General features: G+C 33.9%; 24 protein-coding genes and 1 tRNA gene. 4 read left to right on the top strand and 21 right to left on the bottom strand.

Features of this window, described 5'->3' with window-relative positions; translation table 11 throughout:
- Position 1: 1 nt before the first annotated feature.
- From P2W75_RS13615 to P2W75_RS13605, 3 genes are read right to left on the bottom strand one after another with little or no spacing between them, the layout of a single operon-like run.
- The gene (locus tag P2W75_RS13615) at positions 2-2,458 is read right to left on the bottom strand and encodes a GNAT family N-acetyltransferase (RefSeq protein WP_276380860.1); all 2,457 of its coding nucleotides are present in this window, start codon (positions 2,456-2,458) and stop codon (positions 2-4) included.
- The gene (locus P2W75_RS13610; protein WP_276380859.1) at positions 2,439-3,956 is read right to left on the bottom strand and encodes an aspartate aminotransferase family protein; all 1,518 of its coding nucleotides are present in this window, start codon (positions 3,954-3,956) and stop codon (positions 2,439-2,441) included. The genes P2W75_RS13615 and P2W75_RS13610 overlap by 20 nt, the downstream gene beginning before the upstream one ends.
- 23 nt (positions 3,957-3,979) lie before the next feature.
- Positions 3,980-4,612, bottom strand: a complete 633-nt coding sequence (locus P2W75_RS13605) for a nitroreductase (RefSeq protein ID WP_276380858.1) — start codon at positions 4,610-4,612, stop codon at positions 3,980-3,982.
- A 273-nt stretch (positions 4,613-4,885) separates the two neighbouring features.
- Here P2W75_RS13605 and P2W75_RS13600 point away from each other — a divergent pair, with 273 nt between their 5' ends.
- The 3 genes from P2W75_RS13600 to P2W75_RS13590 all read left to right on the top strand — a co-directional run bounded on the left by P2W75_RS13600 (position 4,886) and on the right by P2W75_RS13590 (position 7,904).
- A complete protein-coding gene (locus P2W75_RS13600) occupies positions 4,886-5,998 on the top strand; it encodes a taurine catabolism dioxygenase TauD (RefSeq protein WP_276380857.1) in 1,113 nt (370 codons plus the stop codon).
- A gap of 346 nt (positions 5,999-6,344) precedes the next feature.
- Complete coding sequence (locus P2W75_RS13595; protein WP_276380856.1) at positions 6,345-6,884, top strand: helix-turn-helix domain-containing protein; 540 nt, start codon at positions 6,345-6,347, stop codon at positions 6,882-6,884.
- A gap of 84 nt (positions 6,885-6,968) precedes the next feature.
- The gene (locus P2W75_RS13590; protein ID WP_276380855.1) at positions 6,969-7,904 is read left to right on the top strand and encodes a hypothetical protein; all 936 of its coding nucleotides are present in this window, start codon (positions 6,969-6,971) and stop codon (positions 7,902-7,904) included.
- 155 nt (positions 7,905-8,059) lie between these two features.
- Here the strand turns inward: P2W75_RS13590 and P2W75_RS13585 are convergent, their stop codons facing one another.
- The 18 genes from P2W75_RS13585 to P2W75_RS13500 form a co-directional block, all read right to left on the bottom strand.
- On the bottom strand, positions 8,060-8,482 hold the full coding sequence (locus tag P2W75_RS13585; protein WP_276380854.1) for a GNAT family N-acetyltransferase: 423 nt from the start codon (positions 8,480-8,482) through the stop codon (positions 8,060-8,062).
- 317 nt (positions 8,483-8,799) lie between these two features.
- A tRNA-Ser gene (locus P2W75_RS13580) sits at positions 8,800-8,884 on the bottom strand.
- 151 nt (positions 8,885-9,035) lie between these two features.
- Positions 9,036-9,434: an acyl-CoA thioesterase gene (locus P2W75_RS13575; RefSeq protein ID WP_207297286.1), complete on the bottom strand. Its 399-nt coding sequence runs from the start codon at positions 9,432-9,434 to the stop codon at positions 9,036-9,038.
- 1 nt (position 9,435) lies between these two features.
- A complete protein-coding gene (gene ribB, locus P2W75_RS13570) occupies positions 9,436-10,569 on the bottom strand; it encodes a 3,4-dihydroxy-2-butanone-4-phosphate synthase (protein ID WP_207297285.1) in 1,134 nt (377 codons plus the stop codon).
- Positions 10,570-10,571: 2 nt separating this feature from the next.
- Positions 10,572-12,032 carry an LptF/LptG family permease gene (locus P2W75_RS13565; RefSeq protein ID WP_207297284.1) on the bottom strand — a complete coding sequence of 487 codons (1,461 nt, stop codon included), beginning with the start codon at positions 12,030-12,032 and terminating at the stop codon, positions 10,572-10,574.
- Between the two features lie 8 nt (positions 12,033-12,040).
- Entirely contained in the window at positions 12,041-12,733 is a 693-nt protein-coding gene (locus P2W75_RS13560) for an outer membrane lipoprotein carrier protein LolA (protein ID WP_276380853.1), read from the bottom strand.
- Positions 12,734-12,740: 7 nt separating this feature from the next.
- A complete protein-coding gene (locus P2W75_RS13555) occupies positions 12,741-15,200 on the bottom strand; it encodes a DNA translocase FtsK (protein ID WP_207297283.1) in 2,460 nt (819 codons plus the stop codon).
- 14 nt (positions 15,201-15,214) lie between these two features.
- On the bottom strand, positions 15,215-15,589 hold the full coding sequence (locus P2W75_RS13550) for a diacylglycerol kinase (protein WP_180859357.1): 375 nt from the start codon (positions 15,587-15,589) through the stop codon (positions 15,215-15,217).
- Between the two features lie 13 nt (positions 15,590-15,602).
- Positions 15,603-16,100 carry a thiol peroxidase gene (gene tpx / locus P2W75_RS13545; protein ID WP_276380852.1) on the bottom strand — a complete coding sequence of 166 codons (498 nt, stop codon included), beginning with the start codon at positions 16,098-16,100 and terminating at the stop codon, positions 15,603-15,605.
- A 418-nt stretch (positions 16,101-16,518) separates the two neighbouring features.
- Positions 16,519-16,776: a hypothetical protein gene (locus tag P2W75_RS13540; protein ID WP_008462029.1), complete on the bottom strand. Its 258-nt coding sequence runs from the start codon at positions 16,774-16,776 to the stop codon at positions 16,519-16,521.
- A 66-nt stretch (positions 16,777-16,842) separates the two neighbouring features.
- Complete coding sequence (locus P2W75_RS13535; protein ID WP_008462030.1) at positions 16,843-17,151, bottom strand: co-chaperone YbbN; 309 nt, start codon at positions 17,149-17,151, stop codon at positions 16,843-16,845.
- 235 nt (positions 17,152-17,386) lie between these two features.
- Positions 17,387-18,025 (bottom strand): peroxiredoxin, encoded by a 639-nt coding sequence (locus P2W75_RS13530; protein ID WP_053471125.1) that lies wholly within the window; start codon positions 18,023-18,025, stop codon positions 17,387-17,389.
- Between the two features lie 123 nt (positions 18,026-18,148).
- Positions 18,149-19,762, bottom strand: a complete 1,614-nt coding sequence (locus tag P2W75_RS13525) for a glycoside hydrolase family 3 protein (protein WP_276380851.1) — start codon at positions 19,760-19,762, stop codon at positions 18,149-18,151.
- A 2-nt stretch (positions 19,763-19,764) separates the two neighbouring features.
- Positions 19,765-20,211, bottom strand: coding sequence for a GNAT family N-acetyltransferase (locus tag P2W75_RS13520; RefSeq protein ID WP_276380850.1), 447 nt, complete (start codon positions 20,209-20,211; stop codon positions 19,765-19,767).
- A 185-nt stretch (positions 20,212-20,396) separates the two neighbouring features.
- Positions 20,397-20,738 (bottom strand): hypothetical protein, encoded by a 342-nt coding sequence (locus P2W75_RS13515; protein WP_276380849.1) that lies wholly within the window; start codon positions 20,736-20,738, stop codon positions 20,397-20,399.
- Positions 20,739-20,760: 22 nt separating this feature from the next.
- On the bottom strand, positions 20,761-22,302 hold the full coding sequence (locus tag P2W75_RS13510; protein WP_276380848.1) for an MFS transporter: 1,542 nt from the start codon (positions 22,300-22,302) through the stop codon (positions 20,761-20,763).
- On the bottom strand, positions 22,289-23,857 hold the full coding sequence (locus tag P2W75_RS13505) for a glycoside hydrolase family 10 protein (protein ID WP_276380847.1): 1,569 nt from the start codon (positions 23,855-23,857) through the stop codon (positions 22,289-22,291). Before P2W75_RS13505 ends, P2W75_RS13510 begins: the two co-directional genes overlap by 14 nt.
- Positions 23,858-24,057: 200 nt before the next feature.
- Positions 24,058-25,263: an anhydro-N-acetylmuramic acid kinase gene (locus P2W75_RS13500; RefSeq protein WP_276380846.1), complete on the bottom strand. Its 1,206-nt coding sequence runs from the start codon at positions 25,261-25,263 to the stop codon at positions 24,058-24,060.
- Between the two features lie 322 nt (positions 25,264-25,585).
- On the opposite strand from P2W75_RS13500, the gene P2W75_RS13495 reads away from it, so the two are divergent.
- Complete coding sequence (locus P2W75_RS13495) at positions 25,586-26,266, top strand: hypothetical protein (protein WP_276380845.1); 681 nt, start codon at positions 25,586-25,588, stop codon at positions 26,264-26,266.
- The last annotated feature ends 33 nt before the right edge of the window (positions 26,267-26,299 follow it).

Genomic DNA, 26,299 nt, shown 5'->3' with positions numbered 1-26,299 from the left:
ATTATTGGTTTATAAGATTATGTTCTGCTTCTGAGTTTATGTTAATGTCTTTATTCTGAGGGAATTTTTCCCAATACCATTCACGGTAGCAGAAATTAAGATTTGAGGTTTTATGCGGCATTTCGATCACTTTATCGATTTTAAAGCCATGAAAAGCTTTGTTCATCATCGAAGCTCTGGAATCAACAGAACCTTCACCAACCATTCTGCCCGTTTCAGATTGAGCGAATACATAATCGATCATACATTGTGTTGATGGAGAAACATATTTTTGCTTCGGATCTGTCGGTGCAATAAATTGATGCGTTCCATAATCCGTAGGCAGCACATCATAATAATCACCCAATACATCGCGGGTAGGCCAATAGACTTCAATATTAAAAGTCGGTTCTCCGTTAGCCATTCCTATGTAGCTGTACAAGCCGTCACCCGGAAGCAGCGTTCTGTAATATGTTTCCAGTTCACGTAAAGGCCAGTCCATTTTCCAGTTGGCTTTGGCATGGTCACGATGAAACCATTCATGCAGCATTTCTAAGTCATTTTCTAAATCAAGAGGACGCAGACTAATCGTTACATCTTCTTTAGGGAAATAACGGTTGTAGACCAATTCTTTTCCTTTTGGATTTATCAATTGCTCTGAAAAGAAGCGTTTGTGTAAAACATTAGGGAAGTTGATACGCGTAACACCGGCAGGATTACCGCCGCAGTCAATATCATTTAGTGCAGTCAGTAAATTGCCTTTAACTTTCCAATATCTGCTTTCGAGAATAAACGTAACCAGACCGCTTTTGTCTTGTTTTTGTAAATCTTCTAAAGTGTCATATAGAATATTCAAGAGATTTTTTTCATCTGCAAGCTCGCTGGTGCCGAAAGTATTTACAACGGCCAGTATATTGCCAACCCAGAAATAATGAAGCAATAAATTGTATAAACGATCGTCTGGGATAAACATTTTTCCATTTTCTGCTAAACCGGGTACGATTTCATTTAGCTGTTCTTCAAAAGGTTTTCTGAATAAAAAACTTTGATTATCACGGAAAAATAGTTTTTCAGGCATGAATGCTGAATCCAATTGTACAAGCGTATTTTGCTGATGCCATTCGCAGAACATTCCCTGCTCATTGAACATTTTTACTACACCGCCAACTATAATGTCTATATATTTTTTGAACCAAAGTTCACTGGTTTTTTCCAGAGATAATCCAGTTTGCTCTGAAGCTTTTTCAATGACGTTGTACATTCTCGAAGGATCTCCCAATACGCTGTCCTGACATAAAGAAGCCAATAAACAGACATTGTTTTCCTTTTGGCCTGCAGCAATTTTAAACGGATTGTAACGCACACTGGTAGAAAAACTGTCGAGTACATTTCCATTATAAGATACGGATATAAAGCCCGGATCGCAGATCAATTCAATCTCTGGATACGATTTCCTTACATTGTCTCCCCAGGCTGTCTGCATTAAGCGCGATACTTCATAACCTCTGTAAAGTTCATGATAATGATTAATGCGTTCTGCTCCAGTAATTTTTACATGAAGAGAAAACTTATACATATAATCGCTTTCTTCATTATATACTGTTCTTACCGATGAGGTTGCTGTAAATTCTTTTCCAAATTCACCTAAATCGATAAGAAGATTTTCTTTTACCAGCGTATCAAATACAGTTTGAGATTTAAAAAAAGAAGCTTCCCACGGATGAACCGGAATTACTTTCCAATCAGGATATTGCTCCAGTAAATCGTATAGTTTTTTATCGTTGCTGTTTGCTTCTAATACCGTTTTTTTCGCAAAATCAGAAGGAAGGATAGTATCTACAGATTTTTCGATAACCAGATCAGGATGTATTAAAAAATAATACAACTGGAAATGACCGCCAGTTTCAGGAGCATATTTTAAAACTTCTGATTCTGTAAATCCTTCACGACCTTTGGTAAGCGGATGAAGTAAATGGCCTGCCGGAAATAATTGTTCCGCTTCGATAAACGTCATTTCCGGTTTATTAAACTGCTGTTGCGAAGTTTGAAAATGTTCTAAGAACTGCGCTATTTTCTCTGTACTCAGCTGCATTCTCTTTTTTACATTTTTAGAATCTGCCAACGGATACTGCTGTCTTACATGAGTTGTAATTAATTCTAATAAACGGTCAGCATCTATTTCTTTTATGGTTTCATTGGTAAGATCACGTTCCATTACCGGAAAGTCATACAAATGTCTGAAGGTTTCAGATCTGTAACGTATTGGTGCATAGACTTCAACCTGATCAACCGGAAAATCCAGTTTTAGATGAAGTTTATGATTGTACTTTGACATATACGATTTTAATACAGGATCGTATTTAGGCACTCCTTCATAAAAACTGCTGTTGCCCAGCTCACGCACACAACAGTTAAGTAAAATGGTTAACGTAATATCGACTGCTTCCTGAGCAATCTCTTTAGGAGAAGATGTATTCATTTCCGTGTTTTTTTATAATTGAAAGCATGTTATTGATATGTGCGATAGTGGTTAACGGGTTCAAAATGGTGAATTTCAGGTAAAAAATGCCATTTACTTTTGTGCTTGCCACTAAAACTTCACCATTAAAGAACATTTTCTTTTTAATGTGTAAGTTCATTTTACAAGTATCTCCAGGCCAGCCGTCTAGTTTAAACCTAAAAACCAAAACACTTAAATCTGAATCGGTTAATAGTTCAAATTCGTTGTCGTTTTCCAGTATTTCAGCCGTTTGTTTGGTCGTTTCAATAATGGTATTTGTATAATCTCCTAATTTAGTTCTGCCCATATAACGCAGTGTACACCAAAGTTTTAAAGCATCGAAACGGCGTGTGCTCTGCACCAAAGATTTGTTAATTTGTGCCGGCAGTTCATCATAATCCTGCTCTTTTGGATTTAAATAATCAGCATGATGTTTTATGATATGAAGATGCTGTTTGTTTTTTACCATAAAAGCACTGCTGCAAATAGGCTGAAAGAAAGATTTATGATAATCAATTGTAACAGAATCAGCTTGTTCGATGCCTTTTAACAGATGTTTGTACTTATCTGTCAGCAATAATCCGCAGCCGTAAGCTGCATCAACATGCATCCATAATTCATGTTCTCTTGCCAGAACTGAAATTTCAGATAATGGATCTATATTACCGAAATCTGTTGTACCCGCTGTGGCCACAATAGCAATCGGAATGTTGCCTTTTTCTTTTTCTTCAATAATAGCCTGTTTTAATTTTTCGGCATCCATTCTGTAACGGCTGTCTGTAACTACTTGAACAATAGATTGTTCGCCAAGACCCAGAATTGAAGCATTTTTTTGGTTGCTGAAATGAGATTTCTCTGAAACAAAAATTCTGAACTTACTTGAATCGGGAGGACAGCCATTTAATTTGATATTCCAGTTCAGATATTTTAAAGCAAAATAATCCCTTGCCAAAAGAAGTCCCATAAGATTGCTCTGAGATCCTCCTCCTGTAAAAATACCATCACAATCTGTGCTGTATCCAATTTGTTCACCCGTCCAGGCAATCAGTTTTCTTTCTATAAATGTTCCTCCTGCGCTTTGGTCATATGTATCCTGAGATGAGTTAATAGCGCTTATCAATACATCAGCTGCTAAAGCGGGAATCACAACAGGACAGTTTAAATGGGCTATATATTCTGGTAAATGGTAAGCAGTTGCGTGATTGACATAAATTTCATCTATCTCATCCCAAAGGCTTTCATAATCCTGAACCGGCTGATCTAAGTTTACAGCTTCGACTTTATTTCTGATTTCATCAGGTTTAATACCGCTGAACGGAGTTTTTGTGTTTTCAAGAAAACCAGCTACACGTTTTTGTACTAACTCTATTGCATTGGCATATTCTGCTCCTGAATTTTCATGAAAAATATCCTGATAAAAATCGTCAGTGGAGTTTTTAACAAAGACATCCGGGGCATTGTCTAATAGGTTTTGCATAATGATAAATTTTAGAATTGAGATTATTGGTAATACGTTACTTTGTTAGAAATCGGAGTTCTCTTTTTTTTGGAAGGTTCAAGATCCTCAGGATAATAGCCTACATAAATTAAACCGAGAGACTGCTCGTTTTCAGCCAGATCAAATTGCTTTAAGTAATCAACTGCACCTGCTGAGGTACTCCAGTAACTCCCAATATCATGGGCAGTGCAGGAGAGGGCTATGTTTTGAACAGCAGATGAAACAGCGGCGACTTCTTCCCATTCGGGCAGGTTAATTTTGGTATTACGAACCATTACAACACCAATCACGCAAGCCGAATTAAGCGGATATTCCTTCAGCAGATTATATTTTTCAAAAGCTTCTTCGGCAGCAAACTTTTCAAAATAAAAGTCTTTGTAATAATCCGCCAGAAAAGAGCCAAGCTGTTTTAAGTAACCATCTTTAAAAACTATAAACCGCCATGGCTCGGTCATTTTATGCGTAGGTGCATAAGTCGCGTCTGTCAAGATTTCATTTAATAATTCGTCGGGTATGTTTTGCTTTATGAATTCATCAGCATAAACACTTCGCCTCGTTCGAATGATTTTTGAAATATTGTGTCTGTCTGTAAAATCGGACACCTTGATTTTACTAGGTTTAGTGCTAATATTCATATTTTTTTAATAAATTTTTTAAGAAAATTCTTTTTTTATTTGTGAAAATAAATACATTTGTAAGTAGATTTTATTTAGAATGAATAAAAACAGTAGGAGCAAATGTAGAAATTAATCTTTATAAAAAAAATAAAACAGAAAAAAAAATTATACGAAATTCTCTACATTATCTTAATGTTATGGAATGATGTTTTATTTGTATATAGGTTATTCTTAGTAGTTTGTGTTTTTTATTTGTCCCAATTATTGTTAACTATTAAATAAACTAAAAAAATGAAATCACAATCATTAATTGAAGATGAAATACTGGTAAAAGAGAACTATGGTTATAAAATTCCTACAAGCCCGCTGATAGTGGAGGTTACGCCTCAGGAAAGAAACATTTTATCTAATGTAGGAACCCTTCTGGAGAAGGCATTTAAAAGCTATGAAAATCCAGATTATATTGAGGCACTTCATCTTTATTCTTTCCAGCTTCTTCCAGAAAGAATCGCCAGAATCCTAAGCCGTTTTGGAACAGATTTCTCAGCAGACCAGTACGGAGCCATTATATTTAGAGGTCTTCTGGAAGTTGATCAGGACCATCTAGGGCCGACACCTGCTAACTGGCAGAGCGCAGATTATTCAAAACTGAATAAATACGGCTTTATTTGTTCATTACTGCATGGCGCGGTTCCTTCTAAACCTGTTCAGTATTATGCGCAGCGAAAAGGAGGAGGAATACTTCACGCTGTTATCCCTGATGAAAAAATGGCGGGTACACAGACAGGTTCGGGTTCAAAAACAAATTTATATGTTCATACTGAAGATGCATTTTTACTGCACCAGGCTGATTTTTTAAGCTTTCTTTATCTGCGAAATGAAGAAAGAGTTCCTTCTACACTTTACTCTGTACGATCACACGGAAAGGTAAATAAAATAATGGAAAAACTTTTCGATCCTATTTATCAGTGCCCTAAAGATGCTAACTATCAGGATGAAATTAATGATGGTCCGCTGGCTTCTGTTTTATATGGAAATAAAGACCTGCCTTTTATTAGATTTGATGCTGCAGAGCAGATATTTAATGAAAAAGCAGGGCAGACTCCGGAAGCTCTTTACAATTTAACCGAGTTCTGGAATGAAGCCAAAGAGTTGATTAACAGTGATTACATTCCGGATTCAGGAGACGTTATATTTGTCAATAATCACTTGTGTGCCCATGGCAGAAGTGCTTTTACAGCAGGTCAGAGAGAAGAAAATGGAATAATTGTTCCGTGTGAAAGAAGACAAATGCTTAGAATGATGAGTAAAACAAGTTTAATTCATATAAGATCGATGACTCACACCGATGATCCGTATTTTGTTATGGAAGAACATCTGGGAAAAGTTTTTGGTCAAGATTAGTTCATGAGGCTGATTTTAAGAGATGTAAAATCATTTATTATAGTGTCATCACATAAAAATTAAAACAGCCGTAAGGCTGTTTTTCGTTTCTATCGTACTTGGAATAACCTTTATTTTAAGAGTTTTTAGGTAATCGAAAAATGAATAAGAGTCATAGCCATCTAGAGTCTATTATCCTATAAGCAGCACATTTCAAACGAAAGTTGCTTTATGCAACTTAAGCTTCAGAGAAATCTCGAGCTTTTTTTGTTTAGACTATTCTTTAATAACTGTGTGTTTACGAGCAGTAAAACAATCAAAATCAAAGTTTTTTCATAATTTCGCCTTAGTACTAAATCCAAAAACCATGAAGAATAAAGTCAAAATTTTGAGAGAAGAAAAAAATATGACTCAAAATGAGCTTGCCGAAAAATCAGGCCTTTCGCTGCGTACTATTCAGCGCGTTGAAGCTGGACATATTCTTAAAGGTTTTACGTTAAAAAAAGTAGCACAAACTTTAGAAACCAAACCTGATAACCTGTTTATTAAAAAAGAAAACAGCACAATCGAAAGAGCAAAACTTATTAATCTTTCTGTTTTATCCGGACTCATTATCCCGTTCGGAAGTGTTATTTTTCCTTTGGTTTTAACTCATAAAACTAAGGATTTACTAAATAAAGAATTTGGAAAACAAATTGTAGGTTTTCAAATGCTCTTAAGTCTTATTCTTTCCGTTTCAATGATTATAAGTCCGTTTGTTCAAAGTCTATTTTCTCTGAAGTTTCCGTTTTTTCTTATTCCTTTAATTATAATTTTAGGTTTAAAATTATTGATTGTTATTATAAACGGAATCAGTTTAAACCAGAAAAAACAATTGTCTATAAAGCTAAAAACCAATTTTTTATAACTAATGTCATAAAACTGACGTAAAGGTGTCGTATTGTTTTTACTCGAAAATCGGAAATAAAAACCGAATCTTGCAGAAAAAAACATGAAATTATTTAAGAAAATCGCCGCCATAGTTTTAGCCGTTATTATTTTATTCCTTTTAGGAGGGTATCTTTATTTTCAAAATAAATTTTCTCCGCCGGAAAACTATTTAAACGTTTACGGAGTTGCAGAAAATATTCCTATGAGATGGATTTCAAGCGAAGGAAATTCACATTCTGCCCTGCTTTTGCCTGTAAAAATCAACGGAATTGCTCAGACTTTTTATATGCAGTTTGACTCAGGTTCGCCTGTTACCGTTTTTTACAGAAATTCTTTAAAATCGATTTCAGAAAAATTCCATAATTCTCTTAGAATAAATGACCGAAATCAGATTCCGTCAGCTTTTACAATCGGAAATCTCAAAGTTGTTTCTAAAACATTTGAAGTTTTAGATTATGGCAGAAAGATTGATTTTAACAATCCAAAAGCAGATAATATCATCGGAACGATCGGAACAGATTTATTAGAAAAAAGAATTGTGGTTTTAGACTTTAAAAACAGCCTGTGTCATTTTGTTGAAACATGGAAAGAAAATGATTTCTCCGATTTTGAATTTGAAAAACGTAAAATTCTTATTTCGGCAGCTGTTGAAAATGAAAAGCTAAAATTACTTTACGATTCTGGAACCAGTGGTTATGAGTTGATTACGACAAAAGAGAACTGGCAGAACTACCGAATAAAAAATAGTGCCGTAAAAAAGGAAAAGGGAAATTCATGGGGAACTACGTTAGCTATTTATTCTGCTTCCGCGAAAAAGAAAATACAATTTAATAATAAAACATTAAATCTCTCTGAAGTCACATACATTGAAGGAATATCTGATCTGCAGCAATTTTTAATGAAACGTTCTGGAATGCAGGGAATGATAGGAAATAAACTTTTCCTAAATCATAAACTAATTTTAGATTGTAAAAATGAAAAATTTAAGATGGAATAAAGGTAAAATCCGACCATAAAAACAATTAAGAATTATACTGTTACCTTATTAATACAAAAAAGCTTCAGAGAAAATCTGAAGCTTTTGTCTTATTATAGATGACTCTAATCAAGTATTTTTATGTTTTTAAACTTAAGATTTTGCTTAAAAGCGGATTATAATTCCATATGCAGTATAGGATATTCTTTTCCTTTTTCATCTAGCGCTGATCTTTTTACAATTTTAAAGCCTAGATGTTTGTAGAAGTTAAGTGCTTGCGTATTCTGCTCATTCACATCAACTTTGCTTACTTTTAAGTTGGTTATTGCGAATGCAGTCAATTTTTTTCCTATTCCAGTTCCTCGAAAATCATTATCAATAAACAGCATTTCAAGATTTTCTTTTGAAGTTCCTATAAAACCTACTAATACTCCATCTTTCTCAAATCCAGATAAGGCAACATGTTTAAAGTAGACAGGAAGCATTTCCTTATAATATAAAAAATCTTCCTCTTTAAGAAAATCATGCGTATTGATTACCGCACTCTGCCAGATTTCCATTAATCTGGCATAATCCATCTCTGTAATTTCTCTAATCATAATTGTAAATTTTAAAGTACAAACTTCCGAACAAACAAATATAAAACAATGAACCCAGGTTTAAAAATGCGCCTGCGTATCCTACTTAATGCTTGCTGGGGAATGCCCAGATAGGAAGCAATATCTTTTAGGGGAATATGATTTAAAGCGGTGCCATATTCAGCAATAATCTGTAGATAATACTGCTCGGGAGAATTTTTAATTAAGTCGATATTTCTTTTTAATATATAAAAGAAAAAACCCTGCTTGATTGCAGGGTTTTCCGTGGATTTTAGCCTTTTTTGTAAACTTTGAAAAGTCTCATTTTAAGCTCTCAGCGGAGAAAGAGGGATTCGAACCCCCGGACCTGTTACAGTCAACAGTTTTCAAGACTGCCGCATTCGACCGCTCTGCCATTTCTCCAGTATGTCGCTCTCATTGTCTGATTGCGGGTGCAAATATAAGACGGTTTTTCGGTTATAAAAACTTTTTTTGGACTTTTTTTTGAAGTTTTTTAAGATAATTTTCAAGTGTCTAATTATCAGTATTTCCGAAAATAGATTTGTTTTGAAAATTATTCTAAATCGTCTAAAATTGGCGTTGGTTTTTTGTTCTCATCAACAGCGACAAATGAAAAAGTCCCAGAAACTACTGTTTCGCGAAGTTCAGAATACATCTGTTCCATGAAAATATCAACATGAATTTTGCAGCTTGTTCTTCCCACACTGATTACTTTTGCAACTAATTCGATTAAAGTTCCTGCTGGAATTGCTTTTTTAAAGTCAATTTGGCCAGTTGAAATTGTAACTACTTTTTTACGGCTGAAACGTGTTGCACATATAAAAGCAACTTCATCCATAAGGTGTAGTGCTGTTCCTCCAAATAGAGTATCGTAATGATTTGTTGTGCTTGGAAAAACCGCTTTAAAAATACGAGTTTCTGATTTGTGAATTCTTTCTTCTACTGTTCCCATATTAATAATTAACGTATTCTGTAATTTCAAGACCATAACCAATCATACCTACACGTTTGGTTTGCTCTGTATTTGAAACCAATCTGATTTTAGAAATATCAATATCGTGCAGGATTTGAGCTCCAATTCCGTAATCTTTACTATCAATAATTACTTTAGGTGCTTTTAAAGTTCCTTGTGATTGCAGTGCTTTAAGTTCAGAAATTCTGTTTAAAAGATTAACTGCCGTCATATCTTGATTAATGAAAATAACAGCGCCTTTTCCGTTTTCGTTAATGACTTTAAACATATCGTCTAACTGCTGTTCAGCATTATTCGTCAATGTGCCTAATAAATCATTATTAACTTGAGAAGAGTGAATTCGTGTTAAGATTGGTTCGCCAAGATTCCAAGTTCCTTTTGTTAGAGCGATATGAATTTGCTTATTTGTAGTCTGCTCGTAAGCTCTTAATCTGAAAGTTCCAAAACGAGTTTCAATGTCAAAATCTTCTTTTTTAACAATCAAACTATCGTGCTGCATTCTGTAAGCAACTAAATCTTCGATAGAAACCAATTTTAAATCAAATTTCTTAGCAACTTTAATCAATTCTGGTAAACGAGACATTGTTCCGTCTTCATTCAGAATTTCGCAGATTACACCTGCTGGTTTAAATCCAGCCAAACGGGCAAAATCGATAGCAGCCTCAGTATGTCCGGTTCTTCTTAAAACACCTCCTTGTTTTGCAATTAAAGGGAAAATATGTCCTGGACGAGCTAAATCGTGTGGTTTTGTATTTGGGTCAACTAGTGACTGAACGGTTTTGGATCTGTCAGCGGCTGAAATACCAGTAGTAACACCTTGTCCTTTTAAATCTACAGAAACTGTAAAGGCAGTTTCCATATGATCTGTGTTGTTGGTTACCATAGCACGTAAATCAAGTTCCTTGCATCGACTTTCTGTAAGCGGAGTACAGATTAATCCACGTCCGTGAGTCGCCATGAAGTTGATCATTTCTGGAGTTACTTTTTCGGCAGCAGCCAAAAAATCGCCTTCATTTTCACGATCTTCATCATCGACTACAATGATTACTTTACCTTGACGAATATCCTCTATAGCTTCCTCAATAGTATTCAGTTGTATTTTTGTTGTTGACATAATTATTCTTTGTTTTGAGCAGGGAAGAACCGCTCAGAAATTTTTTGAAATAGTTGTGATATTGGGGTTGTTATCGCATCAAAATTGATTAACCCATTATCGTTTGTGGCACGATAGGTTAATAATATGGCTAATGGAGATAATATAAAAGATGACATCCATGATCCCATAAATGGTGTCATTCCTCCTTCCTGTGATAATCTTTTACCAAATGTATTGATGAAATGGAATGTAATGAAAATCAAGACAGCAAAAACGATAGGTAAGCCAAGTCCTCCTTTTCGTATAATTGCTCCTAAAGGTGCGCCAATAAAGAACATTAAGAAGCAGGCAAATGCAATCACAAACTTTTCATATAATGCGGTTAAGTGTTTGTTGATTTCTCGTTGTTTGTCTTTTAAATCTTTTTGAGTAGATTCGACTGAGTAGATGTTATTGGTAACGTTACTGCTTGCCATTTTTATGACATCAGATTTTTGTTTATTGGTATATAAAGACAAAAGATCATTTGGAAGTGATTTTTTCTTTACTTTCTCGTTTGCATTTGGTCTGAACGTAGGTTTTCTAATTCCCACACGCTGATTTATATTTTCTGAAAAAGAAACAATTTCATTTTCAAGATTTTTATTTAAAGAATCCAGCGTATAACGCAATTCATTAACGTTAAGCATGGCGTTTGTTCCTGCAATACTTTCTTTACTGTCATCAACTTTATTTAATTCTGATAAATCGATGTTGATAATGTGCTTTTTGAAAGCAGCTTTTATGAAAGGCATTTTCGCTCTGTCTTCGTATTTTTTTGGAGTAACATCCTGATAATAATAACCGTCATTTAATACCAGTTTTAAAATACTAGATTTCTCGTTACTGATTAATTCTCCGTCTTTTGCTTTAATTACGGTTTTGTTTTCGCCTATGTTATTGGCTTTTTCGTGAATTGTAACTCCAGTTAAAATATTACCGTTTTCACCTGATTTTTTGTTGACTTTAATGTTGTAAGTTCCAACATCATTAAATTGTCCTTCGGCAATAGCCATAGCAGGTTTTGCCTGAGCGATGTTTTTTCTGAAGTTTACGAATTTAAATTCGGCATACGGAATAACATTGTTGGCAAACCAAAATGCCACAATACTTAAAAGGAAAATAAAAATGATTAAAACCCGCATAGCACGCTGTAGCGAAATTCCAGATGATTTCATAGCAGCGAATTCGTAGTTCTCGGCTAAGTTTCCGAAAGTCATGATTGAAGCCAAAAGAACCGAAAGTGGTAACACCAGCGGTATAATACGGGGCATAGAAAAAAGCAGGAATTTCACGACCAATATTAGGTCGAGATCTTTACCTGCTAGTTCTGATATAAATAGCCATACTGTTTGAAGTATGAATATGAAAAATAAGATTACAAATACCGTAGTAAATGTAAATAAGAATGTTTTTAATAAGTATCTGTCTAGAATTTTCAACCTTCTAATTAATCTAATTTATTAATGTAGTATTTTGGGTATTTACTCGCTACAAAGGTAAATTGATTTTTTGATAATGGCTGATTGGTTTTAAAAGAATTAACGGTTAAAGTTGTTTTTGTTCCGTTTTTTCCAGTTTCAATCAAATTGTAGATGTGTTTTGTCTGAACGTCAATACCTAACAAAATTTCTTTTCTTTGGTCTTTTCCAGTTGTAGGTACTAATTTGATATATTGAATCTTTCTTCCTTTAACGTTTTGCACAATATCCATAGTGTATTTGTATCCTGAATTAAAGAAGGTAAGCATTTTAGAAGGTGTAATGGCGTTATCGTCTTTTTCGTTTACTTTAGAAACAGTAACTTCTTCATCTTCCGGTACAATAGTATAAGTTTTTTGTCCGTCGAAAATTTTAGTAACACCCATGAAATTCAATACATATTGATTTCCTTTCATTGTTACATTTCCTTTACTGTCTTGATTGATATTCTCTTTTGCATTGTTTAGAGAATACTTAAAATCGATAACAATATTATCGTAGCTCTTTATTTTTGCAGTTACTTCGTTCAATAAATCCTTCGCTTTTTTATCCTGAGCGTGAATAGAAGTGAAGCTCAAAAGGAATAAAAGAGCTGTTTGAAAACACTTTTTAGTCATGTTAGTGATAGAATTGTTTTTGATTTCCTGAATTTTTGTTCTCATGATGGGGTTAATTTTGTTCATTATTAAAAAATTGATCAAGAGCACTTAAATCTGAAATATTCACGCTTCTGGCTTTACTGCCTTCGAATGGACCAACAATTCCTGCTGCTTCCAGCTGATCGATCAAACGACCGGCTCTGTTGTATCCTAATTTTAATTTTCTCTGCAGTAATGAAGCAGAACCTTGCTGTGCGTTGACAATAATTTCAGCCGCTTCTCTAAATAAGGCATCTCTTTCGGAAATATCCACATCAAGATTGATGCCATTTTCTTCTCCAACGAACTCTGGAAGCAAATAAGCTGTGGCATATGCCTTTTGTGAACCAATAAAATCTGTAATTTTTTCAACCTCAGGTGTGTCAATAAAAGCACACTGCACACGAATAACGTCGTTTCCGTTTGTATATAATAAATCTCCTCGTCCAATTAACTGATCGGCTCCTTGTGTGTCCAAAATGGTTCTTGAGTCAATTTTAGAAGTTACTCTAAAAGCAATTCTGGCAGGGAAATTCGCTTTAATTAAACCTGTAATAACGTTTACAGAAGGTCTTTGTGTGGCAATAATTAAGTGAATACCAATTGCACGGGCTAACTGCGCAAGACGCGCAATAGGAACTTCGACTTCTTTTCCAGCAGTCATAATCAAATCAGCAAACTCGTCGACAACCAGAACAATGTATGGTAAAAATCGGTGGCCGGCTTCTGGATTTAATTTTCTGGATTTGAATTTTTCGTTGTATTCTTTAATATTACGAACCATCGCATCTTTTAATAAAGAATAACGATTGTCCATTTCGGTACAAAGCGAATTTAACGTATTAACTACTTTTGCATTATCAGTAATAATAGCATCTTCTGTATCAGGAAGTTTGGCTAAATAATGTCTTTCTATTTTATTGAAAAGCGTAAGTTCTACTTTTTTCGGGTCGACTAAAACGAATTTTACTTCTGCAGGATGTTTTTTGTATAAAAGCGAAGTTAAAACCGCATTTAATCCAACCGATTTACCTTGTCCAGTAGCACCCGCCATTAATAAGTGAGGCATTTTGGCTAAATCGACCACAAAAGTTTCATTAGAAATAGTTTTTCCTAAAGCAATTGGAAGTTCCATTTCAGCTTCTTGGAATTTAGCTGCTCCAATAACGCTTTTCATGGAAACCATAGTTGGGTTTTTGTTCGGAACCTCAATACCGATAGTACCTTTTCCTGGAATTGGCGCAATAATACGAATTCCTAATGCTGATAATGATAACGCAATATCATCTTCTAAACTCTTAATTTTGGAAATTCTGATTCCAGCTTCTGGAACAATTTCATACAAAGTTACCGATGGACCAACGGTTGCTTTAATCTGTGCAATTTCAATTTTGTAGTTACGAAGTGTGTCTACAATTCTGTTTTTATTTTCTTCTAATTCTTCCTGATTGATCGTAATTCCTCCGGTCGAATATTCTTTTAACAAATCGATGGTTGGGAATTTATAATTCGATAAATCCAAAGTTGGATCAAATAATCCGAAATCAGCAACTAGACGAGAAGCCAGGTTTTCTTCAATAATATCTTCTTCTTCTGCCTTTTCAATGACAAAAGCCTCGTCTGGGGTGGCTGTAATTTGCGTTGGCGGCGGCTGAATTGGTTTTAAAATCGGATTTAATTCAATTTCAGATGAATGAGAAATTGTTGGTTTTAAAGCTTCTTTATTGAGTTCGAATTGTGTGTCAACTGTTTTTAGATGGATGTTGTCTAACTCAGGATCTTCTTCAATCGCAAATTCTTCCAGATTATAAGCACTTTCAGGTTCTTCTTGTGATTGTTGTGCTGGCTGAACAGTTTTAATAGAATTTAATTCTGATTTGAATTCTTTTTTAGTAGAATCAAAATAAGACTGAATTTTTTCTGGAGAAACTTTTATCTTAAAGATTAAATAAACGATTAATCCGAAAAGCAGTGTTAGTAAAGTTCCTGTTTTTCCGATGTAATCTTGAAGAAAAAGATTTAATTCATAACCAATAGTTCCGCCTAATTCTGGAGCTGAAGTGGCAAAAAAACCAAATAGGATTGAAACAATAATAATAGCAAAAATGTCCCAAAACCAAGTGTTTTTTAGTTTTTTGGTTGAAAGTTCCAATGCCAGAAATAATCCGGTAAGGAAAAATAAACGGACAAATATAAAAGAAGCAAGACCGAAACCTCTATAAACAATCAAATCAGCAAGGTAAGCTCCGAATTTTCCGAGCCAGTTTTCCACTTCTTCTGTACGATCGCCAAGACTATTAACCGAACTTTGGTCTGTCTGCCATTGTCCGTTAACATAAAATGAAATAAATGCGACTAACAATGCAATAGAAAAGAGTACCAAAAGGCATCCCAAAACAAATCTTTGAGGTTTGTTTAGTTTCCAGGATCTAATGCCTGCAGTTTTTGATTCGGTTTTTTTGTCTACAGTTTCTTTTTTACTTTTTGCCATTCTTATGTTCCTGCCTATATAAATTTTGGAATATAAATAATTAAACCTATTGCAATTGCTGTCATTGCGGCAAAAAATACCGCTCCTGCAGCAATATCTTTAATAAATCCGATTCGTCTGCTGTAATCAGGATGAATAAAATCAGCAATTTTTTCAACTGCTGTATTTAATCCTTCAATGCTTAAAACCAAACCGATGGCTAATGTTTGGCACAGCCATTCGGTTTGTGAAATGTGAAAATAGAACCCAGCAATAGTCATGATAATTCCCAATGAGAATTGAACCATAACGCTGTGTTCTGTTTTTATTAATTTTACAGCTCCTTTAAAAGCATATGTAACGCTTTTTAAGCGACCTGTAACAAAAGTATTGTCTTTTTGAAACTCCATTAGAGCGAGTATATTATAGTGCAGCTAAAGCGGCTTCGTAATTTGGTTCGTTAGCAATTTCAGCAACTTGTTCTGTATGAAGAACTTTTCCATCAGCATCAACAACAATAATAACTCTTGAGTGTAATCCTGCTAAAGGTCCGTCAACGATTTCTAGTCCGTTTGCTTTACCAAAAGCACCAGTTTGAAAATCTGATAAGTTTACAACATTCTCTAAGCCTTCAGCGCCGCAAAAACGTTTTTGTGCGAAAGGTAAATCTCTAGAAATACATAAAACAGTAGTGTTTTCTAATCCGCTTGCACTTTCGTTGAATTTTCTAACAGATGCTGCACAAGTTCCTGTATCAACACTTGGGAAAATATTTAAAACTAATTTTTTACCAGCGAAAGTACTTAAAGAAGCAACTGATAAATCATTTTGAACTAATTTGAAGTCAGCTAATTGCGATCCAACTGCTGGTAATTCGCCTGATGTATGAACTGGATTTCCTCCTAATGTGATTGATGCCATGATTTTTGTTTAAAATTAATGAGGTTCAAAAGTAAGGATTAATATTTGAATCTAAAAGTATTTGTTATGGGTTTAAGGATAGATTTAGGATGGTTTTTGAATAGCCCCGAATTCACGAATTTGCGGTTTATTATCGCAGATTATTCTAGTGATAACTTTAATTTTAAGTGAATATTGTTCTTTTAGTTTTGATACTTTTTTATGTTCAACTTTGTCAAAGTTTGATTTTGAATGTGGAGTTACTTATGTGGGCTTCGACTTCGCTCAGCCTGACAAAGATTGCGTCAAGACTGCGACTGAAAACTGCGACTGAACACTAAAAAAACTGACGACTGTAAACAAAAAAAAGCGTCCTAAAATATAGAAACGCTTTCTCAGTCATGTTTTTTTGTTTTTTTTCTTGAAAAAAGAGGCTCGATTATTTATCGATAGATCCTAAAACACGTTTCATAAATGTATTTAAAGCTTCTTTTTTGTCTGTTCCCTGAGCTACCAATTTTTGTACTTCAAGGGCGCCGTACATATTTGAAATCAATTCGCCGATTACGTCCAATTCTTCGTCTTTAAGAGAAGGAATTTCAGTCATGGCTTCTAGAACTTCGATCGTTTCGATGATGTAATCCTGATCGTTTTCTTCAATGAATTGTGTTAAATGTTTGATTACTGGTAATTTCATAATTTTTTGTTTAAACGTTAAATCGTTTTTTTGTTTAATCGATTAAACGAATAAACAAATAACCAATTAAACAATAGCGTTCACTAGATCAATTAAAACTTCTTGTTTGTTGGTTTGAGTTTCGCCAACTAATTGTCCGTTTACGAAAGTAGCGAAGGTAGGCAAGTTGCTTACGTTAGCTAATTTTCTTGATTCTGGAGAATTTTCTGCATCAACCAAAACAAAAGTGATAGCTTCATTTTCTGTTGCTAATTTTTTGAATTTTGGTTTCATAATACGGCAATTTCCACACCATGAAGCTGAATATTGTACTACTACTTTTTCGTTTTTAGCAACTAAATCTGCTAACGTATCTTCGTTTAAGTCGATTAACATTTGTTTATTTTTTAAGGTTTAAAGTGGCAAAGGTTCAAAGGGACAAAGTTTTGAAAACTCTGTCTATGAGGTAGTATGCAAATAAGATTTTTGCATTTTGACCTTTGCATTTATTTAATTTAGAAAGGAATTTAAGGTAACAAAAGTTCAGGGGCAAAGTATTTGACTTTGTTTATACGTAGCAAAAAAAACTTTGCCACTTTGTACCTCTGAACCTTTGTACCTTTATAAAAAATTAGTTTGCGCTTAAGTATTCAGCAGTACTAACTCTGTCAGCAGACATTGCTTCTTTACCAGCTTCCCAGTTAGCAGGACAAACTTCACCTTTAGTTTGGATGTGTGTGTAAGCATCAACCATTCTTAAGTATTCGTTTACGTTACGTCCTAATGGCATATCGTTTACGCTTTCGTGGAAAATTTTTCCAGTTTCGTCGATTAGGTAAGTAGCTCTGTAAGTTACGTTTGAACCTTCGATGATAACTGAATCAGTATCTTCGCTGTAGCTTGTAGATTCGATATCAAGAATACCTAAAATGTTAGCTAAGTTACGGTTTGTATCAGCCAAGATTGGGTAAGTAACACCTTCGATTCCACCATTGTTTTTTGGAGTATTTAACCAAGCAAAGTGAACTTCGTTTGTATCACAAGAAGCACCAATTACGATAGTATTTCTTTTTTCGAATTCTGGTAATGCAGCTTGAAAGGCGTGTAATTCAGTTGGACATACAAAAGTAAAATCTTTTGGGTACCAAAATAAAAGTACTTTTTTATTGTTGTTTACTGCTTCTTCAAAAATGTTGATTTTTAAATTGTCACCCATTTCAGAGATAGCATCTACTGCAATACTTGGGAATTTTTTTCCTACTAAAGACATAATATTCGTTTTACGTTAAAAATTTATTTGGTGCAAAAGTAGGGCATAAGTACAGGTACTTACAATAAGATGTGATTATAAAAATTTATAAGTTGATAAATTTTGATTATCCTTTACTGTAATCTATTGAATATCAATATTTACAGGTAAGATACCATTGGAACTATTTTTTTCTAAAAATTGAATTCCTGCTGTCTTTTGAAATTCTTCAAAATCTTGATAAGACTGAATTAATCCTGAAGCCTTTTTAAGATTTGGAATAAGTGGTAAAATGTACGGATTTCCGAAAACGTAAATAATGCATTTTTTGGTTTGTAAAAGATTAGAAAGCAGTTCAAAAACTTCATTATTTACTTCAAAATTATTCAAAGGTTTTGCCTTTGGAACAAATAATGAAACAATGATCGTTTCGAAATTTTCTAATTCATTTTTAATAGACGAAATATCCGAAGTTTCTAAACTTTCGAAAGCAAATTCTGGTGAAGGTAATTTTGAATTTAAAGTTTTGAAGAATGTATTTTCAGTATTTTTATATAAACTCAGTTTCGCTAATTTATTGTTTTTCTGTGCTTCAAGAGCTAAATCTGAAATTCCGTTATCAATAATTTTCGTAATTGCATTTTGAGCAATTTCAAGATTCAGTTGAGATGTTTTTTCGAAATTTAATTCGCCTGAAACGGAAGTATTTCCAGAAAGGATTCCTGCTTTTTCTTTCGCTTTCATGATTCTGTTATAACTTTCAAAAATACGATCTGGCGAAGCATTTTTATAAATAGCTTCAATTCCTTCGGGAACATTTTCAGCAAAACATAAAACATCATTTCCAGCATTGAAAGCTTCCCATTCTAACTGTCCTTTTGTCTCGTACAATTTCGAAACACTGTGCATGTTTAAAGCATCAGAAATTACTAAACCGTCGTAACCTAATTTGTCACGCAGAAGATCCTGAATTATCCCTTTTGATAATGTTGCAGAAGTATCCTTCCCTTCATTTAAACTCGGAACAGCCAAATGTCCAATCATAATAGAGTCGACATTGTTTTCGATTCCTTTGATGAAAGGATATAATTCGTTTTCTAATAATTCCTCTAAAGTTTCTTTTAAAACCGGTAATCCTAAATGCGAATCTACATTGGTATTTCCGTGTCCGGGAAAATGTTTCAGACAGCCCAAAACGCCAACTTCCGACATTCCTTTTAGATATTCAACAGCAAAATTGGCAACTTTTTCTTTGTTTTCACCAAAAGAACGATAGCCAATAACCGGATTGTTCGGATTAATATTTATGTCAGCCAAAGGCGACAAATTATACTGAATTCCAGCAGCTTTTAAATCTAAACCAATTTGTTTTCCCACTTCGTAAACCAAATTGGATTTATTCTCCGGCAAAGCGCCAAGCGTAATCGCATACGGATATTGCGGTGTTTTCTCGATGCGCATTGCCAAACCCCATTCAGCATCAATACTAATTAAAAGTGGAGTGGAAGCAACTTTTTGATAACGAACAATTAGCGCTTTGATTTTTTCGTAACTGTCATCGTTAAAAACGATTTTTTGCTTGCTTTCGTAATTTGTGGCAGCGCTCGCACGACTATGGAAAAAGGTAAGTCCTCCAATATTATATTCTTTAATAAGGCGTTCGGTTTCTTGAATATTTTCTTCGGTATCGTTGATAAATACGGCAGGAAAGAAAAACTGTCCTATTCTTTGTCGTAGAGCTTCAGCTGTCATTTTCATTATTATAAAGTCTTTTGCATGCAGACACTATTATCCATTTTCTCGTAAGGAGGATAATTCGGTATTATGGTATAATTTAATTTTTGATATAAGTTGATGGCTTCGGGCTGGTTTTTTCCTGTTTCAAGAATCGTATAAGTATAACCGACTTCTTTAGCCCAGATTTCGAGTTCTTTTAAAATTGCAGAAGCGATTCCTTTTTTGCGATGATCAGGATGAACATACATTCTTTTGATTTCGGTTTTTCCTGTCTCTTTTTCACGAAATGCTCCACAGCCTACTGGAATATCATTCTCGTAATAAACAATAGTGTGTTTTATTTTATCGGTTTTATTGAACTGATTGTAAAACGCATGATCTTCACCATCTCTAATCGCTAAATCTTGATCTAATAAAACAACCAGATTTATAAAATCAATGTCGTCTGAATTAGTTCGTTTTATGTTCATGATTTAAAATGGTTTAATTAGAATCGTTTGAAATTTAAACACATAGAAACATAGTATTTAATTCTTGGAAAAGGTGTTTCACTTTGTTTAAATACACATAGCTATGTGTTGAGAAAAGAGTTTCTCTTTTTAAATTCTTTTTGCAAAGGAAAAAATCTATCTTTCTATCTGTTTAAAAGAATATTTTATTTCAACTTTGCTTTCTTTTGCTTAGCCAATTGTTTTTTGGTTTCAATTGCTTTTTCTAAACGGTTTTTGAAACGAAAAAGTTTTGGTAAACCTTCTAATCGGTCTTCAATTGTAATTTCTTCATACACTACAATTGCTTTTTCTAAAACGCGGATTTCATTATCCAAATCGTTTTGGTTTTTGTATATTGTAGCTAATCGATCATAAGGATGATTTCCTTTAAATCCCTCAGTTACATTTTCTTCATACAAAGCAATAGCTTTTTCAAGATCTCCTGTTTTTTCGAACTCAGCTCCTTTTAGATTGCGTTCGGCCTGCAAATTTTCATTGATTTCCATATTGTAAGAGTTTGATTTGGGGTTAAACTTCTTCAGATTTTTTCCCAAAATCTTTCGGGAAAATTAAAAAACGAGATAAAATTAGACCTGGAATTGTGGCAATAAAAACCCAGATAAAGAAGTTTTGATAGCCTAAATATTTTTGTATAAAACCGCTTAACATTCCTGGAAGCATCATTCCTAATGCCATAAATCCAGTTGCTAGTGCATAATGTGCTGTTTTTGATTCTCCTTCGGCAACATGAATTAAATACATCATAAAGCCCGTAAAGCCAAAACCATAGCCAAATTGTTCTAAAATTACAACGGCATAAATGTAATAAATGGATGAAGGATGAAAGAATGCCAATAAAATAAAACCTAAAATTGGAAGGTGCATAGCCAGAAACATTGGAAACATCCATTTAGTAAGTCCTTGTTTTGAGATTGCGATTCCGCCCATAATTCCTCCAATCGTTAAAGCAATTAATCCCAAAGTTCCATATATCAAACCAACGTCTTCAGTGTCAAGACCCATTCCGCCTACTTGAACGGTTTTTTGTTTTCCATTTTTAGAAATCAATCCATCAATAAAACTAACTCTTGCTTCATTTACTTTTTTATATTCTTCATTCGCTTTAGGTTTAGTTTCTGCTACAGGTTTTTTACCTTTTCTAGTTTCAACCACTACTGGTAGTTTTGAATATAATAGTTCTAATTCTGAATTTTCAAGTTTTATACCTGCCTTTACTTTAGTATTATATAATTCTAAAGCTTTATTTTCATCTAGATCTGAGCTTTTTTCTACTAATTCATATTTAATAGGATCAATCAAAAATGGTGTCAGCATTTTTAATAACTGTGATTCTCCTAATCTGAAAACCAAAATAAAAATTAAAACAACAGCAATTTGTTTTTTCTTAAAAAAGCTAATGAAAATAGTTCCAAAGTTTTGATGATGGTGTTCGTTATTTTCAGCTGGATTAATTTCGTTTTTAGGTGTGAAGATGAAATTGTAAATCGTAATAAAAGTCATTAGCAAGCCCACACAAATCATGGTGTATGACCATGCTTTTGTATTGTCACTGTATTTATGTTCTAGATATCCAGCAAAAAGGACGATTAATCCGTTTCCTGCCAGCATGGATAATCTGTAAAAAGTACTTCTGATTCCGAGGAAAAAAGACTGCTGTTCTTTTGGTAAAACCAATAAATAGAAACCATCACTCGCAATATCGTTAGATGCCGAAGCAAAAGCGGCAACCCAGAAAATTGCCAAAGTCATCATGAAAAATCCGTTTGTTGGAATCGTAAAACCAACTAGAAGAAATGCAATTGAAATTAACAGCTGCATCGATAAAAACCATTTTCTTTTGGTTCCTGTGAGTTCAATAAACGGACTCCAAAGCGGTTTAATAACCCAAGGCAGATATAATAAACTTGTATAAAGACCAATGTCTTCGTTGCTGATTCCGAGATTTTTGTACATCAATACCGAAACCGAAATTATTACGGCATATGGTAATCCTGAGGCAAAATTAAGAAGCGGAATCCAAAACCACGGTTTAGTATTATCTGTTTTCATTTGGCTGAGCAGGTGAATAGATTTTAAAATTCTTTTTTATGTCGGCTGAAGCAGGTGTGCTTTCGTTTGCAAAATAATCAATAAATGTCACAGCGCAAGCTTTATACTGACGGATTTTTTCAGCAGGAATTGAAAAGCTTATCTCGCCATCTTTTTCAACGGCTCTTACTTTATCAATTATTTTAGTCGCATCATTTGTATTCACTTTCGACATATGTTCACCACCATAAATTACAATGTAACGCACTTTTGTATTCAGCGGACTTTTCAGCGAAAATGTATATTTTAAACTATCTTTTGTAAATTCAGTAAAAACAGGATTATCAATGATAATCCGTTTTAAATTCGGAACAGCTGCAGGAAGTGCAGGATATTTATATTGGTTTTCTGCTAAAAGACGTGTAATGTCGAAGTTTTTATCCATGAACCATTTAGCACTGAAATATGCACTTCCGGAAACATTTTTAAAACTTCTTGCAAAATCAACCTGATTTGGAATTTCGGTAGCAAAATTCCAGCTTTTATCAGCATCTCCTCTAATTTTATAAGAGGCGTGACCAATGTAAACAGCTGTATTGTTTGAATTTTCAGACCACCATTTTACCAATTTTGAATAATTGGCTCTTGGGTTGTTCATACTCCAATATAATTGAGGCAGGATATAATCGATCCATTTTTGTTCCATCCATAAAACAGGATCAGCATATAAATCGTCGTAATTAGAGGTTGATTGTGTTTCTGAACCTCTAGGATCCTGCGATTTATTTCGCCAAACCCCAAACGGACTAATTCCAAATTGAACCCAAGGTTTACTCGTCTTTATGGTAGTTGAAATTGTATGAACGAAGTTGCTCACATTAGCTCGACGCCAGTCGGCAAGGCTTAAACCTGCACCGTATTTTTTATAAGATGCGGTATCGTTAAAAACTTTTCCAGGAACGGCATATGGATAGAAATAATCATCAAAATGAATAGCATCGATATCGTATTTGTCAACCACTTCTTTAACTACTTTTGTCAAATGTGTCTGCACTTCAGGTAAAGCAGGATCGTAATAGTATTTTCCGCCGTATTCGATCATCCATTCCGGATGTTTGAAAATATCGTGATTTGGACTCAAAAGATTTTTGTTTAAATCGAAAGTTGCACGATACGGATTCAGCCAAGCATGAAATTCAAAACCTCTGTTGTGGGCTTCTTCGATCATCCAAGCCAAAGCATCATAATACGGATTTGGAGCCTGACCTTCTTTACCTGTTAAAAAACGTGACCAAGGGGCCATTTCTGACGGATAAAAGGCATCGCCAACGCTTCTAATTTGGACAATGACAGCGTTGTAATTTAACTTTTTATACGTTTCCAGAATCTCAAGATAATCAGCTTTTTCTTTTTCTACGTTGTCTATTGCCGTTTTAGGCCAGTCGATATTTACAACCGTTGCAATCCAGACACCTCTGAATTCATTTTTAGGATGCAGGTTTTCCTGCGCATTCATAAACGAAGTGAAGAAAAATAGAGATAAAAGTGAAAATATTAAGTGCTGTTTTTTATGCATTTTATTGTTTTTTAACAGGAATCAAAAATAGGTTTAATTTTTTTTCTGCCACGATTTTTTTTTAATCAAAGTTTTTCCGCCACGAATTCACGAATTTCGTTATCACCTATTCGAAAAAACGTTACTAATTAAAAACGAATTATGCCGATTGGATTATATTCAATCATTAAAAATAATTCGTCAACTCATGGATATCTTTTTTAATCAGGAAACGAAATTTTCCCCATTGTCACAGATGGGATTTTGCTGTTTCCGAAATTGTAATCGCCTCCAGCCACTGTTTCATTTGCTAAAAGCGCAAATAAAACGGCTTCTTTTGCATCGCTTAAAATGCCCAGATCGTCGCTTGTATGAAATTTGTAAGGCAATAATTCCTTTAACCATTTTACCAATAACGGATTATTAGTCCCGCCTCCAGACATATAAATATGAAACTCTTCTGCCAGAATTGAAGTGTTTTGTATGGTGAAATAAATCGCTTCCGCAATCGTTTCTGCACTTAAACGTGTTAAAGTCGCCAGCAAATCTGGTGCCGAAATGTTTTCTAAACCACATTTTACCAAAGCCGACTGTACAAAACCGAAATTAAAAAGCTCTTGTCCAATCGATTTTGGGAAACTTTTCTGGAAGAAATCATCTTTTTTAAGTTCCTCTAAAAGTTCTTGATTTACAGTTCCTTGCTTGGCGATTTCAGCATCTTTATCGTAACTTTTTTTAGGGAAATAATGTTTAGTGAAAATGTCTATTAGCGTATTTGCTGTTCCAGTATCGGTTACAAAAACTTCTTCGGCGTTTAGAGAGGCTGGGAGATAGGTATAATTTGCAATTCCGCCCATGTTGAGCATGATTCTGTTTTCGCCTTTTTTTCCAAATAATAAATAATCACCGTAAACCGCCAAAGGTGCGCCTTCGCCACCAGCCGCAACGTGTTTTTGTCTGAAATCGGATAGGGTGATAATTCCCGTTTCCACCGCAATATGATCACCGTCGCCAATTTGTAAAGTCGCATTTGGAAATTTCTCCTGCTGATGCAAAAACTTCGGAGCGTGCAAAACCGTTTGCCCGTGCGAAGCAATTAAATCTACTTCGTTTGGCGAAATATTCCACTTTTTCAAACAATCGTTAATCATGTCGCTGTGCAATATTCCGATCCACTCATTTAATAAAGCCAAATGCTGAAAATCGATTGTTCTTTGGGCAAATACTTTTCTGATTTCATTTTTAATATCTTCAGAATAAGAAATCGTTTCAAATTCAAGGATTTTTACATCTGTGCTTTCGCCAGAACCAGAAACAGCACACAAAGCTATATCAAGTCCGTCGAGAGAAGTTCCAGACATTAAACCCAATATTTTTCGGGTTTCTTTTTGAGCTATATTGTAAAGAGCACTTATATTTTTATTCATTTAAAATGAGGTTTTATAGAAGTCAGTTTATTGATAACGCTAAAATGGGATTAATTTGGATATAAATTAAAGAAATCATGAGATTTTTATTTTTGATATTCTTATTTATGTTTTTTAAGTTGTTTTATGTTTTTGATATTTACTTGATTTTACTTTTTATAATCAGGTTATAAATACTTGTTTCTTTTTATTCCATTTATATTTAAAATTGTAACAAAAGACTTTAGGATTATACGGTTTTCCGTAAAAGTGATATTTCTAGAGTATTGATATTTGCTTCGACTTAAAGTATTTAGTAATCAATGAAATATTATTTTGAACTATGGAAAAAATAACTGTAAAAAAACTAATCGAATTTCGTGGAAAAAATGATCGTACAAAAATTACTTTTTTCAAAAATCTTAATAAAGAGAAAGTAAAATCTGAAGATGGTTCAGGTGGTGATTATTGGATTAGTTGTTTAAGTGCAATTAGAAACACTTTTAAGACTGATAACCCCGATTTGTTAGAAGAAAAATGTGATTTATTGGAAGACAAAATAGAAATTGAAGAAGATAAAAGAAATAAAGATCAATTTCAAAGAAATCTTGATATCGTTAGTAGTTTCAAAGATTATGATTTTAAACATCTAAAGCCTAACATAGAACTGAAATTTCTAACTCAACCAAAAGAGCGTTCCATAATCAATATTAAAGGATTCCCAATCGAATCGAAGCCTTGTCATATTTATACATTTTCAAGTAATGGTAGCGAAGAAATTGCCGGCATTTGGTTTGTAGCTCAAATAGGTGGTTTTAAAAAAAGTGAATTGGGAATGTTTGCTGATATGATTTATAGATATTTGGATAAACATTATTCAAAAGATTTTTATGTCAATCCTGATTATTGCATTGCAGTTGATTTATTTAATGGTCATGAGGTAAATTATTCTGAAATAAAAAATGGAAAAATACCTGTTTTAATTGATTTAACCTTGGATGATTTAAAGGAATATGATAATTAATTGCTTACAACTAATATCTCTATTATTATCGAA

Origin of the sequence: Flavobacterium sp. H4147 (genome assembly GCF_029360735.1) — a bacterium.
In the GTDB taxonomy this organism is placed as follows: domain Bacteria; phylum Bacteroidota; class Bacteroidia; order Flavobacteriales; family Flavobacteriaceae; genus Flavobacterium; species Flavobacterium endoglycinae.
Note: the sequence above shows the minus strand (reverse complement) of the source record. Positions and strands in the feature narration are given on the sequence as shown.

What these genes read in the sequence shown, in the direction of transcription:
- P2W75_RS13615 (WP_276380860.1), bottom strand. Translation starts at nt 2,458, where the DNA reads ATGAATACATCTTCTCCTAAAGAGATTGCTCAGGAAGCAGTCGATATT.
- P2W75_RS13610 (WP_276380859.1), bottom strand. Translation starts at nt 3,956, where the DNA reads ATGCAAAACCTATTAGACAATGCCCCGGATGTCTTTGTTAAAAACTCC.
- P2W75_RS13605 (WP_276380858.1), bottom strand. Translation starts at nt 4,612, where the DNA reads ATGAATATTAGCACTAAACCTAGTAAAATCAAGGTGTCCGATTTTACA.
- P2W75_RS13600 (WP_276380857.1), top strand. Translation starts at nt 4,886, where the DNA reads ATGAAATCACAATCATTAATTGAAGATGAAATACTGGTAAAAGAGAAC.
- P2W75_RS13595 (WP_276380856.1), top strand. Translation starts at nt 6,345, where the DNA reads ATGAAGAATAAAGTCAAAATTTTGAGAGAAGAAAAAAATATGACTCAA.
- P2W75_RS13590 (WP_276380855.1), top strand. Translation starts at nt 6,969, where the DNA reads ATGAAATTATTTAAGAAAATCGCCGCCATAGTTTTAGCCGTTATTATT.
- P2W75_RS13585 (WP_276380854.1), bottom strand. Translation starts at nt 8,482, where the DNA reads ATGATTAGAGAAATTACAGAGATGGATTATGCCAGATTAATGGAAATC.
- P2W75_RS13575 (WP_207297286.1), bottom strand. Translation starts at nt 9,434, where the DNA reads ATGGGAACAGTAGAAGAAAGAATTCACAAATCAGAAACTCGTATTTTT.
- ribB (WP_207297285.1), bottom strand. Translation starts at nt 10,569, where the DNA reads ATGTCAACAACAAAAATACAACTGAATACTATTGAGGAAGCTATAGAG.
- P2W75_RS13560 (WP_276380853.1), bottom strand. Translation starts at nt 12,733, where the DNA reads ATGAGAACAAAAATTCAGGAAATCAAAAACAATTCTATCACTAACATG.
- P2W75_RS13555 (WP_207297283.1), bottom strand. Translation starts at nt 15,200, where the DNA reads ATGGCAAAAAGTAAAAAAGAAACTGTAGACAAAAAAACCGAATCAAAA.
- P2W75_RS13550 (WP_180859357.1), bottom strand. Translation starts at nt 15,589, where the DNA reads ATGGAGTTTCAAAAAGACAATACTTTTGTTACAGGTCGCTTAAAAAGC.
- tpx (WP_276380852.1), bottom strand. Translation starts at nt 16,100, where the DNA reads ATGGCATCAATCACATTAGGAGGAAATCCAGTTCATACATCAGGCGAA.
- P2W75_RS13540 (WP_008462029.1), bottom strand. Translation starts at nt 16,776, where the DNA reads ATGAAATTACCAGTAATCAAACATTTAACACAATTCATTGAAGAAAAC.
- P2W75_RS13535 (WP_008462030.1), bottom strand. Translation starts at nt 17,151, where the DNA reads ATGTTAATCGACTTAAACGAAGATACGTTAGCAGATTTAGTTGCTAAA.
- P2W75_RS13530 (WP_053471125.1), bottom strand. Translation starts at nt 18,025, where the DNA reads ATGTCTTTAGTAGGAAAAAAATTCCCAAGTATTGCAGTAGATGCTATC.
- P2W75_RS13525 (WP_276380851.1), bottom strand. Translation starts at nt 19,762, where the DNA reads ATGAAAATGACAGCTGAAGCTCTACGACAAAGAATAGGACAGTTTTTC.
- P2W75_RS13520 (WP_276380850.1), bottom strand. Translation starts at nt 20,211, where the DNA reads ATGAACATAAAACGAACTAATTCAGACGACATTGATTTTATAAATCTG.
- P2W75_RS13515 (WP_276380849.1), bottom strand. Translation starts at nt 20,738, where the DNA reads ATGGAAATCAATGAAAATTTGCAGGCCGAACGCAATCTAAAAGGAGCT.
- P2W75_RS13510 (WP_276380848.1), bottom strand. Translation starts at nt 22,302, where the DNA reads ATGAAAACAGATAATACTAAACCGTGGTTTTGGATTCCGCTTCTTAAT.
- P2W75_RS13505 (WP_276380847.1), bottom strand. Translation starts at nt 23,857, where the DNA reads ATGCATAAAAAACAGCACTTAATATTTTCACTTTTATCTCTATTTTTC.
- P2W75_RS13500 (WP_276380846.1), bottom strand. Translation starts at nt 25,263, where the DNA reads ATGAATAAAAATATAAGTGCTCTTTACAATATAGCTCAAAAAGAAACC.
- P2W75_RS13495 (WP_276380845.1), top strand. Translation starts at nt 25,586, where the DNA reads ATGGAAAAAATAACTGTAAAAAAACTAATCGAATTTCGTGGAAAAAAT.